General features: G+C 73.6%; 11 protein-coding genes and 1 pseudogene. 8 read left to right on the top strand and 4 right to left on the bottom strand.

Translation table 11 applies throughout. From position 1 onward, the window contains the following. Nucleotides 1-77: 77 nt before the first annotated feature. Together ACFWAR_RS11055 and ACFWAR_RS11060 are read right to left on the bottom strand one after the other, a co-directional pair. Entirely contained in the window at nucleotides 78-1,193 is a 1,116-nt protein-coding gene (locus tag ACFWAR_RS11055; RefSeq protein ID WP_385775429.1) for a Gfo/Idh/MocA family oxidoreductase, read from the bottom strand. Then, complete coding sequence (locus ACFWAR_RS11060) at nucleotides 1,190-2,851, bottom strand: hypothetical protein (RefSeq protein ID WP_385775431.1); 1,662 nt, start codon at nucleotides 2,849-2,851, stop codon at nucleotides 1,190-1,192. The genes ACFWAR_RS11055 and ACFWAR_RS11060 overlap by 4 nt, the downstream gene beginning before the upstream one ends. Nucleotides 2,852-3,459: 608 nt before the next feature. On the opposite strand from ACFWAR_RS11060, the gene ACFWAR_RS11065 reads away from it, so the two are divergent. The 5 genes from ACFWAR_RS11065 to ACFWAR_RS11085 all read left to right on the top strand — a co-directional run bounded on the left by ACFWAR_RS11065 (nucleotide 3,460) and on the right by ACFWAR_RS11085 (nucleotide 8,637). Then, nucleotides 3,460-4,728 carry a B12-binding domain-containing radical SAM protein gene (locus tag ACFWAR_RS11065; RefSeq protein ID WP_385775433.1) on the top strand — a complete coding sequence of 423 codons (1,269 nt, stop codon included), beginning with the start codon at nucleotides 3,460-3,462 and terminating at the stop codon, nucleotides 4,726-4,728. Nucleotides 4,729-4,773: 45 nt separating this feature from the next. Next, nucleotides 4,774-6,096, top strand: a complete 1,323-nt coding sequence (locus ACFWAR_RS11070) for an MFS transporter (RefSeq protein WP_385775435.1) — start codon at nucleotides 4,774-4,776, stop codon at nucleotides 6,094-6,096. After that, complete coding sequence (locus ACFWAR_RS11075) at nucleotides 6,096-7,391, top strand: hypothetical protein (RefSeq protein WP_385775437.1); 1,296 nt, start codon at nucleotides 6,096-6,098, stop codon at nucleotides 7,389-7,391. Before ACFWAR_RS11070 ends, ACFWAR_RS11075 begins: the two co-directional genes overlap by 1 nt. 73 nt (nucleotides 7,392-7,464) lie before the next feature. Beyond that, nucleotides 7,465-8,028 carry a dihydrofolate reductase family protein gene (locus tag ACFWAR_RS11080; RefSeq protein ID WP_385775439.1) on the top strand — a complete coding sequence of 188 codons (564 nt, stop codon included), beginning with the start codon at nucleotides 7,465-7,467 and terminating at the stop codon, nucleotides 8,026-8,028. A 126-nt stretch (nucleotides 8,029-8,154) separates the two neighbouring features. After that, nucleotides 8,155-8,637 carry a hypothetical protein gene (locus ACFWAR_RS11085; protein WP_385775441.1) on the top strand — a complete coding sequence of 161 codons (483 nt, stop codon included), beginning with the start codon at nucleotides 8,155-8,157 and terminating at the stop codon, nucleotides 8,635-8,637. Here the strand turns inward: ACFWAR_RS11085 and ACFWAR_RS11090 are convergent. Both ACFWAR_RS11090 and ACFWAR_RS11095 read right to left on the bottom strand, forming a co-directional pair. Continuing rightward, nucleotides 8,629-9,195: pseudogene (locus ACFWAR_RS11090) on the bottom strand (transposase). The gene ACFWAR_RS11085 and the pseudogene ACFWAR_RS11090 overlap by 9 nt on opposite strands. A gap of 39 nt (nucleotides 9,196-9,234) precedes the next feature. Further along, a complete protein-coding gene (locus tag ACFWAR_RS11095; RefSeq protein ID WP_385775443.1) occupies nucleotides 9,235-10,245 on the bottom strand; it encodes a TetR/AcrR family transcriptional regulator C-terminal domain-containing protein in 1,011 nt (336 codons plus the stop codon). A 178-nt stretch (nucleotides 10,246-10,423) separates the two neighbouring features. On the opposite strand from ACFWAR_RS11095, the gene ACFWAR_RS11100 reads away from it, so the two are divergent. The 3 genes from ACFWAR_RS11100 (at nucleotide 10,424) to ACFWAR_RS11110 (ending at nucleotide 13,980) form a co-directional block, all read left to right on the top strand. After that, a complete protein-coding gene (locus ACFWAR_RS11100; protein WP_385775445.1) occupies nucleotides 10,424-11,728 on the top strand; it encodes an FAD-dependent monooxygenase in 1,305 nt (434 codons plus the stop codon). A gap of 63 nt (nucleotides 11,729-11,791) precedes the next feature. Then, the gene (locus tag ACFWAR_RS11105; protein WP_385775447.1) at nucleotides 11,792-12,508 is read left to right on the top strand and encodes a hypothetical protein; all 717 of its coding nucleotides are present in this window, start codon (nucleotides 11,792-11,794) and stop codon (nucleotides 12,506-12,508) included. 143 nt (nucleotides 12,509-12,651) lie between these two features. Then, the gene (locus tag ACFWAR_RS11110) at nucleotides 12,652-13,980 is read left to right on the top strand and encodes an FAD-dependent oxidoreductase (protein WP_385775449.1); all 1,329 of its coding nucleotides are present in this window, start codon (nucleotides 12,652-12,654) and stop codon (nucleotides 13,978-13,980) included. Nucleotides 13,981-14,004: the final 24 nt, after the last annotated feature.

Here is a 14,004-nt window from a genome sequence, read left to right on the forward strand (position 1 = left end):
GCCGGGCGGCGGCGCCCGCGTCCGTCGGGCTCGGGCCGGGCCCCTGCTCCTCGTCGGGGCAGGGGCCCGGCCGCCGCTCAGGTGCGGACGGAGGGCGGTCGCAGACCGGGGCGCGTGCTCCGGGGGATCCCGGCGGGCCGCTCGGGGTGGGCCGCCGCGGCCAACAGACCGATCCGCGCCGCGCCCCGCAGGTCGAGACCGGGCGGGCCGCCGGGGGACAGCAGCGTCGCCACCGCCCACCGCAGGGCGTTGTCCAGCGGGGAGTCGTGGATCAGCCACTCGCGCCGCAGCCCCGGCCCCTGCGCGGTGAGCCGGTGGGTGTTGCGCGGCAGCCGGGTGCCCCGGGGCAGCGTCACCGGGTCCAGGTCCAGGCCGAAGCGCACCGGACCGGCCAGCACCTCGACGTGGCGCTGCCTGCTCTCCTCGGCCCCGACGGGCAGGTCGAACCAAGCGGGTACGTCGACCTGCCCGGAGGGGTCGGGTCCGACGATGGTGGAGTACAGCTCGATGTCCACGCCGTCGGCCTCGGCCCGCTCGTGCGCGGCGGTACTGGTCAACTCGGGGTCGAGCGCCACCTGGAGGACGCACGCCCGCGGCTCGGTGCCCATGTAGCGGTCGTACGTCTCCGGCGCCAGCGCGCCGCGCACCAGGGCCAGCATGTGCAGCCACTCGTAGCCGAAGACGCCGTAGTCGTGGTCGACGAACCGGCCCGCGGCGATGTCGGCCCGCCGGTCCTTGCCGAAGCCGACGCGGACCGCGCGCGGCGCGTGCCCGGGCGTCAGCTCCTGGCGCATGCTCCGCAGCAGGGACATCGCCCGGGAGTGCCGGTACTGGTCCATGACCACCAGTCGGGCGTCCGGGTGGGCGTCCAACAGGGAGGTCAGCTCGGGGATCTCCCACGCGCGGCACAGCGGCTTCTCGACCAGCAGCCGGGCCGCCGGGTCCACGGCGAGCACCTGCGCGACCGTCGCCACGTGGGTGGCGGTGGGCGAGCACACGGACCAGACGTCGACGGTACGGCGGGCGGCCGACTCGACCGAGTCGAAGACGGGAACCGCGGGGGGCACGGCGCCCGGCGCGGGATCGACCACGCTGACGTCGAACCCGATCTCGCCCAGGAGCCGTTGGTGCAACCGACCGGCGGCCCCGTAGCCGACCACGCAGACCCGGGTCCCGGACGTGCGGGCCTTCACCGGGCCACCGCGGCCGCGGCGGCGGGGCGGCGGGCGCCGGAGGCCAGGTACTCCTCGTAGTAGGCGGCGAACAGCCCGGCCTCGTCGATCTCCCGGTCCACGGGCTCCAGGTGGATGCCGGGGGCGAGCCCGCCCGCCTCGCGGCACAGCAGCTTCGCCGCGATCAGGGTGCCGGCGCGGTAGGCGTCGTAACCGCGGTTCGCGATGCCCTCGTACTCGAAGAGGTTGAGCGAGCGGCCGTCGCCCAGCAGGGTGGCCGTGGTGCCGCCGGGCAGGGTGTGGCGGACGCCGACCTGGGGGACCGGCGTGGAGCGCAGCCCCTCGAACCCCTCGCTGAGCAGGCTGAAGTCCTTCGTGGCGAATCCGGCGAGGTAGACCCCGTCGGGCAGCAGCGGCAGATCGTCGTGGGTGAGGGCGAGTTCACCGGTGTTGCCGATGATCAGGAAGGGCGCGTGGGCGCCGAGCGCCTCGCCCGTGCTGCGGTACGTCTCGTACCCGTGCTCCGCCGCCGTGATCAGCGCCAGGACGTCCGTGTCCACCACGGCCACCCGGCAGCCCAGCGCGCGCAGCGCGTGCGCCACGCGGCCCCCGAGCGTGCCGTAGCCCAGCAGCAGCACGTGTCGGCCGATGAACTTCTCACCGGGCAGGATCGCCCGCAGCCGCCGTACGCACGAGTCGGCTATCTCGTTGTAGCCGAGCATGCTCTTCAGCCGCGAGCGCGCCATGTTCAGCACCGGGATGGTCAGTTCGCCGGGCGCGCCCGCGATCCGCTTCAGCCCGCTGACGGTCAGCTCCACGGCGCCGTCGATGCCGTCCTCCAGGACGCCCTCGGCCCCGTAGCCCTGCGCGAGCAGACCGCCGTCGTCGATCACCAGCACCTTGCGGCCCGCCGCGTGCGCGCGCCGCACGAAGTCGTCGACCTGCTCGTTGACCGCGAGGGCGTACGCGCGCGCCGAGGTGTCGGCCGAGCCGTTGATGACCGAGTTGTCCAAGGTGTCGCTCCGGTAGCCGCGGTGCAGGAACCAGGCGTGCACGCGGTCGCGGTGCAGGGTCCGGTCGCCCTTGGAGAGCGCGAAGATCCACTGCGGGTCGATCCCGGCCCGCTCCATGCCCAACAGGAAGCCGACGCTGTTCTCCACGTAGTGGTCGCGGAAGATCAACGCCCAGTCCCGGAAGGCCGGTTCCCCGGTGGCGTAGCGGGCCACCAGCGGCATGCCGGCCACGATGGTCTCGACCTCCGCGGGCGTGTAGCAGTGCCCGCGCAGGGTCAGCGCCCCGACGACGCGGTCGAAGACGGCCCCGGCCCGCTCGGAGAGCGGCCCGTCGGCCGACAGCAGCACCTGGGTGCGGGCGGCCGGGGGAGAGACGGCGTCGAGGGTGTCCGGTGCGGCGTCCGCGAGGGGGCGACTGCGCAGCCGCACCCGGGTGCCGTCCAGGTCGAACAGCAGCTCCCCGACGGCCGGTTGCCCGGCAGTCGGCGCCCCGGGCTCCCGCTCCCCGAGTGGGACGCCCTCGCCGCGCAGCACCGAGCGGACGGTCGCGTCGACGTCATGGGGCGTCATCCGGCCGTCGAGGACCTCGTACCGACCCGTGCCCGGGCCCGGGACGGCGACGTCCTCCAGCGCGACACCCCTGGAATCTCCTTCGGTCAACGTCATCGTTCCAACCTCTTCTCGTCGTGGAGCTGGCCGGCGGTCCGGGGCGTCCGGCACATCGGCGGGGAGCGGCCGGCGCCGCCTCCCGGGCGGTACGTTCGGGAGCGGGGGGCGGGATCCGCGGCGCGGCGACGGCCCGCGGGGCGGGGCCGGAGGCCGCGTGGGCCGTCCCGGGTCGCTTCGCACGGGGCCCCTCCGGCACATCGGGAGCCTATGGAGCGCTCCGGGCGGCGCCCCAGCCCCTACGACCCCTACGACCCCCTACCGACGACCCGGGCGGGGCGCGGGGCGCCGCCCGGATCCGGGACCGGGCCGGGGCGGGCCCCGGGCGAGGGGGCCCCGGCGCGTCCGGGCCCGGAGCGCCCCCGGACGGCCGCGCCACCCGCCGCCGCGGCGCGCGATAGGGGGTCGTAGGGGTCGTAGGGGCTGTGGCAGCGGCCCGCGGTCTTCGTAAGGTCGCCGTGCCGGGGCGGCCCGGGTGCGCTCGGCCTCCCGCACCCCGGTCCGGCACGGTTCCCCGACCGCGTTTCCCCCACCTCCCCACCCCTCGGGGACCCCGGTGCCGTCCGTCCCTGCCCCCACGCGCCCATGAACCTGCCCGGGAGCCCCTCGTGACCCATGTCCTCTTCGCCATCCCCGACGACGAATTCGACCGCGAATTCCTCCAGTTGCCGCTCGACGTGGCCAACGCCTGCGCGGTGCTGCGCGCCGAGGGCGTGCGCGTGTCCGTCTGGGACAACCGCCTCACCGATTCCCCGCCGGACACCGACGGCGCCCCCGACGTCGTCGTCGTGATCACCGCCATCGCCGACCGCGCGCAGTGCTACCCGCTCGTGCTGGACCCGGTCAAGGAGATGGCGGAGCAGGCGCGTCGGCAATGGCCGCGGGCCACCCTGCTCGCCTGCGGACCGCACGCCACCCAGCTCCCGGACGCCACGCGCCGCGAGCTGGGCGTCGACTTCGTCGCCCGCGGCGAGACCGACTCCGCCGGGATCCAGGCGGTGCGCGACCTGATCGCGGGTCGGCCCTCCCTCCCCGTGATGCCGCTGGTGGACAGCTATCCGCAGCTCGCCCCCGAGCAGTGGCCGCTGCCGGCGTACGACCTGTTCGACATGGACTCCTACACCGCCGAGGTGTTCATGGACGGCCAGGTGCGCCGCGGCTCGTGCGGGATCGTGCTCGGGGTGCGCGGCTGCACCTACGGGTGCACCTTCTGCCACCTCCCGTTCGGCACCCGCATGCGCCCGCAGCCCGTGGAGCGCACCCTCGCGGAGATCGCCGCGATGCGCGAGCGCGACGTGGACTTCATCTTCTTCCTCGACTACGTCTTCGGGCTCCACCCCACCTACTACCGGGACCTGTGCCGCGGCCTGACCGGGCAGGACATCGGCTGGACGGGCCAGAGCCGGGCCGAGGTCGTGCTCCGCACGGACGTGGAGGAGTGGGCGCGGGCCGGTTGCAAGGGCATGTGGCTCGGCGCCGAGTCCCCGGGCATCGCCGACACACCGGTCGGCAAGCGGATCAAGCCCGGGGTGACCAACGCGGCGGTGAGCAGGCTGCAGGACGCGGGGGTCACGCCGTTCGCGTTCGTCCTCATCGGCCTGCCCGACGACCCCGCCTGCGAGAACGGCGAGCTGCTGCAATGGGCGACGGACCTGCCCGGCTACTTCGGCCTCAACCAGCTCTTCCTGCGCCCCGGCACCAAGCTGTACGACCAGTTGGCGCCCCGGTACAACGACGGCCGGATGCCGACCACCTGGGCCGAGGTGGAGGCCGTGACCCGGCGCTACCGGGAGAGCTACCCCGTGGACCTCGACGAACTCTGGGGACAGCTGTCCCGACTGCCCAACTACCTCGGCAACGCGATGGCGGAGCTGTGAGGCTCACGCAGGTCGCGCCGTGACGAGCGCGGAGGTCGGCCCGCGGTGAGCGCGACACCGTCCGCGCCGCCGCGGCCGGGGCGGCTCGGCACGGCGCTCGGCCTGCCCCGACTGGACGGGCAGCGGCGCCTGCTCGCCGCCGTGGCGATCGACAGCACCGGCAGCGGCCTGGCCCTGCCGTTCCTGCTGCTCTACCTGACGTGGCAGGACCGGATGACCGCGGCCACCGCCGGAACGCTGCTGACGGTGGCCGGCGCCGCCGCGCTGGCCGCGGGGCCGCTGTCGGGTCCGCTGATCGACCGGTGGGGCCCGCTGCCCCTGGTCCAGACGGCCCACGTGCTGCGCGCGACCGCCTTCTGCGTCTACCTGGCCACCGGATCCCCGACCACGCTGCTGGTCGCGGCCACCCTCGCGGCGCTGGGCGACAACCTGTTCTGGCCCGCCAACAGGGCCTTCCTGGCCCGCCGGTGCCACCCGGGCGAGCTGATGCGCTGGTACGGCCTCGAACGCACCCTGCGCAACGCCGGGATGGCCGTCGGCGGGCTCGCGGCAGGCGTCCTGGCCGGGCACGGCCTGACCGGCCTGCGCCTGGTCCTCGCGGCGAACGCGGCCAGCTACGTCCTCGCCACCGTCCTCGTCGCGCTGCTCCCGGCCACCGACCGGCGCCCGGCCACCGGCCCCGAACCGGCCGCGCCCGGGAACCGTACGACCGGCCCCCGGCCCGCCGGTTCCTACCTCGCCATGGTGGCGGCCAACACGGTGCTCGTGCTCCTCTGCACGGCGCTGCCGGTGCTCGTACCGCTCTACGTCGTCCGCCAACTCCACCAACCCGCCTGGGTCGTGGGCGCGCTCTTCGCGCTGAACACCGTACTGGTCATGGCGGGCCAGTCGCCGATGGTGCGGTGGCTGGAGCGGCGCGAGCACCTGCGCACCCTTCGACGGGCGGCTCTGGTGTGGTCCGTGGCGGCCGTGCTGTTCGGTGCGGCGGGCGGGCTGCCGGGGTCGGCCGCGCTGCCCCTGCTCGCCCTCGCGGTGCTGGTGTTCACCGCGGCGGAACTGATGCACGCCCCGACCAGCGACGTCGTGGCCGTCCGGATGGCTCCGGACGCGACGCCCGGCCGGCACCTCGGCCTGCACCAGCTGTCCTGGGGGATCGGCTCCGCGATCGCCCCGCTGGCCCTGACCGCGGCCCTGGCCCTGGGCCCCGGGTGGCCGTGGGCGCTGCTGGCTGTGGCCGCGCTGGCCGCCGCCGCGGCGCTGACCGGCGTACGGCGCGCGGCCGGTCCGGTGCTCACGCGGGACGCGGGCGGGGCGGCGGATGCCCGTCCGGCGCCGCAAGCAGGAAGCGACACAGGAAGAGAAGCGTGATGGCAGAAGAGATGGTGTTCTGGGACTACTCGAGGTCGCAGGCGCTGAGCCGCCACAACGGCGCGAAGATCGGCGTGCGCGAGCTGGCGGAGCTGTGCGCCCTGCGCAAGGACGCCGAGTCGGTCGACGACGTACCCCTGCCGTCCCCGGACGCGCTGGCGGAGATCCATCCGCTGGCCCTCAAGCGGCCGAGCCGGTGGGAGGCCGCGATCGCGGCCACGATCTACGCGTGCAGTGGCCAGGTCGCCGTGCGCCAGGAGATCATCAAGGCGAGGGAGCTGCTGGACCGGCTGCCGCGGGCCGACCGCACCGCCCTGACCGTCCCGCGCATGCTGGCACTGGTCCCCACCATGGTCGCCGGGTTCCGGTTCAGTCGGCAGGGCGAGGCGTTCAATCCGGAGGCGAACCGCTACCCGGACGGCGCGCGCTTCCTCTCGGCGCTGCTCCAGGACCGGCCGGACCTGACCGTGGAGATCGGGCTGTGCGCGCACCGCGCCGGTGTGGGCGACCCCCGGCTCCCCGAGCACGTCGACCCCGCGGGATCGAGCCGCATGGTGGCCTTCGTCGCCGCGCTCCTCGACAACGCGCACGCGAAGGCGCGCACGGTCAACGTGTCCCAGCAGACGGCGACCGACCGGGCCGCCGGCACGGTGCACTCCCTCGTCTTCCTGCGCTACGCGCGCGAAGGCCGCACGGAGCACCTGCTCCGCACGCTCGACCAGCACGCGCAGGACGTGGAGGCGCTACTGGCGCGGCACAACGCCCTCTCGGACACGGAGTTCCGCTTCACCCCGCTGGACCCCTTCAGCGAGAGCGTCGAGCGGGACATGACGGAGGCCTTCGGTCCGGACTGGTCGGGCGCGCCCGCGCAGCCGCGGTGGCTCGGGGGCGGGACGCTGGACGCGGCCGTCGAGGCCGCGAAGGGGACGATGCTGCGGTTCATGCGGAACGAGCCGTACGACCTCGACGCGCTGTTGGCGGTCCACGCGGACTCCGAGGAGCCGAGCGAGCGCGGCGCCTCGGCGCTGCGCTGGTTCGACCGGCACCGGCGCCGCCCGCTGGAGGTCAAGGCCCGCTACGACGTCGCCTTCCACCACCGGCTGGCCAGGACCACGCTGAGCAGGGACGGCGTCGGCATCGGCATGGAGCGCGGCTGGGACGCGTACCAGTGGCTCGCGTGGAACGCCGCGTACGGATCGGCGGGTACGGCGATGCCGTTGCTCTACGCCCGGAGCACGACCGAGCCCGCGAGCCACGTGTCCCTGCGGAGCTTCAACCTCCGACAGTTCTGGTGAGCCGTGTCGGAGCCCCGGGGCGACGGTCCGGCGGCCGTACGGTCGATTCCGTTGCCGAGGAGGAGGACTTCTGATGCGCAAGGTGACCTATTCGATGGGCGTCTCGCTCGACGGGTACATCGTCGGGCCGGACGGCGGCTTCGACTGGACGGAGCCCGACACGGAACTCTTCCGGTTCATCACGGAAGAGTTCCGCGCGGTCGGTTGCCACCTGATGGGCCGACGGCTGTACGAGACGATGCTGTACTGGGAAACCGCCGAGCAGGATCCGTCGCTGGACGACGTCATGCGCGAGTGGGCCGTGCTCTGGAACCCGCTCCCCAAGGTGGTCTTCTCCAGAACCCTGACGGCGGTGCGGGGCAACGCCCGGCTGGCCTCCGGCGACGTGGTGGAGGAGATCGAGCGGTTGCGGGCCGAGCCGGGGGAGGGCGAGATCGCGATCGGCGGCGCCGAACTCGCCGCCGCGGTGGCCGAGGCGGGCCTCATCGACGAGTACCGGTCGCGGGTGCACCCCGTGCTGGTGGGCGGCGGGCTCCCCTTCTTCCCCCGCGCCGAGCGCCGGGTGGACCTCGAACTCGCCGATGTCCGCACCTTCCCCTCCGGAGTCGTCCACCTCCGCCACGTCGTGGTCCGCTAGGCCGTCGCCGTCGGGTGCGCCCCGGTCCGGGGGGTGACCCGGGGCGCGTGAACGCCGCCTTCTCCGTCGTTCCTGAGACGTCGTTTCTTTTGGTGATTCGCGAGCCGAGCTGTGCAGGATACTGCTGTGGTGCTGTTGAAGTGGATTGCTGAGGTGGCGGCCGAACCCCTGGTCCTGGAGCCGGCTGACCGGCAGGTCGAGTGGGAGACCAACACCTGGTCGCTGAGTACGGGAGACGAGGACAGGAGTTCGTTGTCCGTCGCCGCGGTGGTGGCTGCCTTCGAGCGGACTGCTGCTGCCATCCGGGAACGCATTCGCGATCTGGGCTTTCCCGGCGTGGCGACCTTCTACGTGTGGCACGACGAACAGGCCGGGCAGCTTCGGTGCTCAACCGGTTCCGTGCCCCCGGATGCGTTGCCGTTCAGCGGTACCTATATCGCTTCCGACGACCTCGCTCCGGTCGTCGAGGGCTTTCTGGCCGACAGCGGGCCAGGCTCCATCGTCTGGTCGGATCCGAACGACGTGCAGAGCGTCTCGACGAAGACCGGGACCGACCCGGAGATCATGCCGTTCGGTGTCTGGGTCGCCAGTGTCGGGGCCTCACGCTGACTGTTCCTGCCCGTCTACACGGACGAGTCTGCGGTGGCAGATGAGGGCTGCGGCTATGCCGGCGAAGGCGAGGAAGTGTTCGGCCTCGCGCTCGTAGCGGCGGTGGAGCCGCCGTCAGCCAGCGAGCGAGGACACGGTCGCCTCAACAACCCATCGGTGGCGGTCGAGCCGCTGTGACGACTCGATTCCTTTACGGGCGATGCGGTGGCGGATGCCGCGCTTGCGGAGCCATCGACGCAGGTGATCGTAGTCGTAGCCCTTGTCGCCGTGTAGTTTCGCCGGTCGTCGCCGCGGTGGGCCGCGGCGTGAGCGGATCGGCGGGATGCCCCGCACGAGCGGTTCAAGGCCTTGGCTGTCATGCATGTTCGCACCGGAGATACCCAGCGACAGCGGCAGTCCGCCCGAGGTTGCCACGAAGATGATCGCGGCCAGAGCTTCGCGGTCACCCGCCCGGCGTCGGCCGCCGCCCTGCGGACGTATGACCTCCGTCGGCGGTACCACCCGCCGGAACAGCACCCACAACTCGTCCGGCACCAGCCGCTCAGCCAGATCCGTCATGCACGGTGCAACGAACGATCACGCCATAAGAAACGACGCCTAAGCCTCCGATCGCGGGGGTTCGGGGGTCGGTTCGTCGAGGAGGGTGGCGAGGCCGTCCAGGAGGCGCTGGAGGCCGAACTCGAAGAGGGCGTCGAGGTCGAGGTCGTACCCGGACGTGGCGAGGCGGGAGAGCGCGGGGAACCGGCCGCTGTCCATGGCCGCCAGCAGCGCGGGCTCCTGGGTGTCCATCCACTGCTCGCTGTCGAGCCCGCTGTCGGCCTCGGCCTCCCGTTCCGACTCCAGGTTGGCCGCGATGCCCCGGGCGTAGTTCAAGAGGGTGAGGTGTGCGGTGAAGGCGGTCCGCAGGTCGAGGCCGTGCGCGTGCAGGGTCGCGAGCATCCACTCGCTGTACGACAGGCCCGAGACGATCACCTGGGGGCGCGTCACCGAGAGGGCCGGTGCGAGCCAGGGGTGGCGGCGGAAGAGGTCCCAGAGCAGCCGGGCCGCCAGTTCGAGCGCCTCCCGCCAGCCCTCCGGCCGATCGGCGGGCAGCGGGCGCCGGGCCATGACGGCGTCCATCATCCGCGTGAGCAGGTCGTCCTTGTCCGCCACGTGCCGGTACAGCGACATGGTCGCCACCCCGAGGTCGGAGGCGACCCGGCGCATCGAGAGCGCCGCCAGTCCCTCCGCGTCCGCGATGGCGACGGCGGCGGCGACGATCGGGCCCAGTGCGAGTCCCGTCGGGAGCGAGGGGGCGCTGTCGGGCGTCCCGTCGGGGCGTACGGGGGGCGTGGGGGGCGCGGGCCGGGCGGGGGCCGTGGGGCGGCCGGTCCGCGGCGGGTCGGCCGGGGCCGCCACGACCGTCCCGACGCCCGGGACGACGCGGACCGCGCCGTCCCGGCGCAGTTCGGCGAGCACCTTGCTCGCGGTCGCCATCGCGACGCCCCACTGCCGGGTGATCTCGCGGGTCGACGGCACGCGATCGCCGGGCGCCAGTTCACCGGCCTCGATCCGCCGCCGCAGTTCGCCGACGATCTGGCTGTAACGCGGTACCGCCCGTTCGCTCACCAACACTCCTCCGCACTAGTGCACCACGACGCGCGCCATCCTAGCCGCCGACGCCGGTCGAGCGGCGGTCGTGGGCGGTTTCTGGCTTCTCCGCACTAGTGCAGTGCGGTGCAACTTACTGTACCTGACAGGGATTTCACGCTTGTGCACTACTGCGCGTACGGCGTACATTCGCGGCATGGAGAACAACGAGGTACTCATCTGTGGCGCCGGCATCGCGGGACCCGCGCTGGCGTACTGGCTACGCAAGGCGGGCTTCGCGGTCACGATCGTGGAACGCACCCCGGCGCCCCGCCCCGGCGGGCAGACCGTGGACCTGCGGGGCGCCGGGCGCACCGTGATCGAGCGGATGGGCCTGATGGACCGGGCCAGGGCCGAGAGCGTGGACCAACACGGTTTCGCGCTCGTCGACACCACCGGCCGCGTCACCGCGAGGGTCGGCGCCGACAGCTTCGGCGGTGAGGGGATCGTCTCCGAGATCGAGATCCTCCGCGGCGACCTGGCCCGCCTCCTGTACGACGCCACCGCGGCGGACACGGAGTACCTCTTCGACGACACCGTCACCGGCATCGACCAGGGAGCGGGCGGCGACGGTCGGGCGGACGGGGTCACCGTCACCTTCGAGCGCGCCGCGCCGCGCCGGTTCGCGCTGGTCATCGGCGCCGACGGCCCGCACTCCGTGGTGCGCGCGCTGGCCTTCGGCCCGGAGCGGGACTTCGTCCGCCCCATCGACGTCTACACCGCCTGGTTCACCGCCTTCGACGGCCCGGACCTGAACCACATCGACCTCGACGGCTGGTTCCTCATGCACAACGCGCCCGGCGGCCTGGTCGTCTCCGCCCGGCCCGGTCGCCTGCCCGGAGAGATCAAGGCGGGCTTCAGCTTCCGCTCGCCGGCGCTCTCCTACGACCGCCGTGACGTCGCCGCCCAGCAGGATCTCGTGGCCCGCCGCTTCGCCCGGGTCGGTTGGAAGACCCCCGCCCTGCTGCGGTCGATGCGCACCGCCCCGGACTTCTTCTTCGATTCCATGGGCCAGGTGCGCCTCGACAGCTGGTCGCGCGGCCGCGTGGCCCTGCTCGGCGACGCCGGATACTGTGCGACCCCGCTGACCGGCCTCGGGACCAGCCTCGCCCTGGTCGGCGCGTACGTACTGGCCGGTGAGCTGGCCGCGGCCGCGGGGGACCACGCGGTCGCCTTCCGCCGCTACGACGAGGTGATGCGCCCCTACGTCGACCAGGCGCACCAGCTGCCTCCCGGCGGGGCCGCCGGGTACGCGCCGTCGAGCCGCCTCGGCATCCGGATGCGCGACCTCTCGATGCGGTCGATGACCCGTTGGCCGATGCGGAACCTGCTCGCCGCGCAGTTCGCCAAGGCGGGGGACATCGCCCTGCCGCACTACGGTCTCGCCGCGCCCCCGCACCGATCGCCCGGCGCCGCGGACCGGGCGCCGACCGGCAGCCATGGAACGCCGCGGGTCGGGTAGACGGGGAGCACGGGCCCCACGTCCACACGTGCCCCGTTCGGGAGACCGAGAGGCGGCACCCCCATGACGCGCAGCCGGGCGAGCGCCCCCACGCACCATCCCCGCCACGAACGCCGCGGCGAGGCCCGGCTCCCGGCGGTCGCGGCGACCCTGGCGGCGATCGGCCTGTACCTGGCCCTGCCGCAGCAGCTGCTGGTCACGCCCCGGTACGTGCTCCCGGCCCTGGAGGTGCTCCTCCTGCTGCCGCTGATCGCCATCAACCCGAGACGGCTGACCCGCCAGACCAGGACGTTTCGCGTACTGTCCCTGTCCCTGGTGTTCCTCATCGCGGCGAGCAACCTGGTGGCCCTCGGCCTGCTCGTCGACCAGCTGGTGCACGCGCGGGCCGAGGACGGCCGCTCCCTGCTGATCGCGGCCCTCCAGGTCTGGCTGACGAACGTCATCGTCTTCGGACTCGGCTATTGGGAACTCGACCGGGGCGGCCCGGTGAGCAGGACCCAACTGCCCCGCTCCGAACTGCCCTTGGCGGACTTCCGGTTCTCCCAGGACGAGAACGACGACGCCGTCGGCGAGGTCGCGGACGGAGCGAGCAAGTCCTCGGACTGGGTGCCCACGCTCGTCGACTACCTGTACGTGTCCGTCACGAACTCCACCGCCTTCAGCCCGACGGACACCATGCCGCTGTCCTCCCGGGCCAAGCTCATGATGGCCGTCCAGAGCGTGGCGGCCCTGCTGACCTCGCTCCTGGTGATCGCCCGCGCGGTCAGCATCCTGCACTGAGCCGGACCGCCGCACCCCCCGCCGCCGCCCCGGGGCACCTCCCGGCGGTGGTCGGGGAGGGACTTGCGCGACACGCCTAGGCTGCTCCCACCGCGTCCGGCGCGGCCGGGCGGGGGTGTCGTGAGCCGATGGAGGAGAAGCGCGTGAAGCACGTGGTCGTCCTGGGGGGAAGCATCGCGGGCCTCGCGGCCGCGCGGGCGGTGCGCGGCGAGGGGCATCGGGTCACGATCGTCGAACCCGACGCACTGGGCGCGGGCGGCGCCAGGGCGGGTGTGCCGCAGAGCGGTCAGCTCCACGCACTGCTCGACATGGGCCGGCGCCAAGCGGACCGCTGGTGGCCCGGGCTCTGCGAGGAACTGCTGGCCGACGGCGCCGTCCTGGGGTCGGGCGACGAGATCCGGATGTTCGCGGACACGGTGCGCAAGGTCGACGTGCCCGGCAACGAACTGATCGGCGTGAGCCGCGCGTTGCTGGAGGAGCACGCCCGTCGGCGCACCCTCGCGGACGACCACGTCGACGTGGTGCGCGCCGGGGCCGTCGGGCTCGTCACCCGTGGCGCACGGATCACCGGCGTCCGGCTGCGCCCCGCGGGGCCGGGACAGGAGCCGGAGCGGACGCTCACGGCGGATGCCGTGGTCGACGCGATGGGCCGGTCGAGCCGACTCTCCGCGTGGTTGACCGAGGCGGGCTGGGAGGCCCCGCCGGTCGACCGGATGCGGATCGATCTGGGGTACGCCACGGCGCTCCTGCGCCGGGGGAACGAACTCCCCGGGGTGGTCGTGGCCCATCAACTGCCGTCCCTGACGGACCCGCGGGCCGACACCGGTGCCATGGCGGCGGTGGAGGGCGACCTGTGGATGGCCGTGATCGCGGCCTACGCGGACAGGCGTCCGACGCGCGACGGCGCGGAGTTTCTGCGGCGGATGCGTGCCATGGCCGAGCCCTTCGGGGTCGTCGCCGATGCCTGCGAGATGGTCGGCGAGGTACGGACGTACACCATGGGCCACTCCTCGCGCCGCAGGTGGTGGGCGGTGGAGCGGCTGCCCGGCGGGCTCTTCGTCGTCGGGGACGCGGTGGCGTCCTTCAACCCGGTCTACGGGCAGGGCATGACCAGCGCCCTGCTCCACGCCTCCTGCCTCGCGGCGCACCTGCGCGGGGGAGCGGACCTCCACGCCCCCGCCCGCGGGTACTTCGACCACGTCGCGGTGGTGGTCGACGCGGCCTGGGAGGTCTCCACGCTCGCCGACCTCGCCCAGCCGCACGTCAGCGGCCCCTACCCCGCGGGATACGCGCTGGCGCGCCGGATGTCGGAGCTGATGGCCCGGGCCTCGGTGACGGACGCCTGGGTGCAGGAGCGGTTCCTCGACGTGGTGAACATGCGCAGGCGGCCGGCGGACCTGAAGACCCCGCGGTTCTGGTGGCGGGTGGCACTGGCCCTGCGCGCCCAGGCGGCGCCCGTGCGCGTCCGGTAGCCCCGGCCGGGGCGGGCCGGGCCG

The organism is Streptomyces sp. NPDC059917 (assembly GCF_042730635.1).
Classification (GTDB): Bacteria; Actinomycetota; Actinomycetes; order Streptomycetales; family Streptomycetaceae; genus Streptomyces.

What these genes read in the sequence shown, in the direction of transcription:
- ACFWAR_RS11075 (WP_385775437.1), top strand. Translation starts at nt 6,096, where the DNA reads ATGGCAGAAGAGATGGTGTTCTGGGACTACTCGAGGTCGCAGGCGCTG.
- ACFWAR_RS11060 (WP_385775431.1), bottom strand. Translation starts at nt 2,851, where the DNA reads ATGACGTTGACCGAAGGAGATTCCAGGGGTGTCGCGCTGGAGGACGTC.
- ACFWAR_RS11100 (WP_385775445.1), top strand. Translation starts at nt 10,424, where the DNA reads ATGGAGAACAACGAGGTACTCATCTGTGGCGCCGGCATCGCGGGACCC.
- ACFWAR_RS11080 (WP_385775439.1), top strand. Translation starts at nt 7,465, where the DNA reads ATGCGCAAGGTGACCTATTCGATGGGCGTCTCGCTCGACGGGTACATC.
- ACFWAR_RS11105 (WP_385775447.1), top strand. Translation starts at nt 11,792, where the DNA reads ATGACGCGCAGCCGGGCGAGCGCCCCCACGCACCATCCCCGCCACGAA.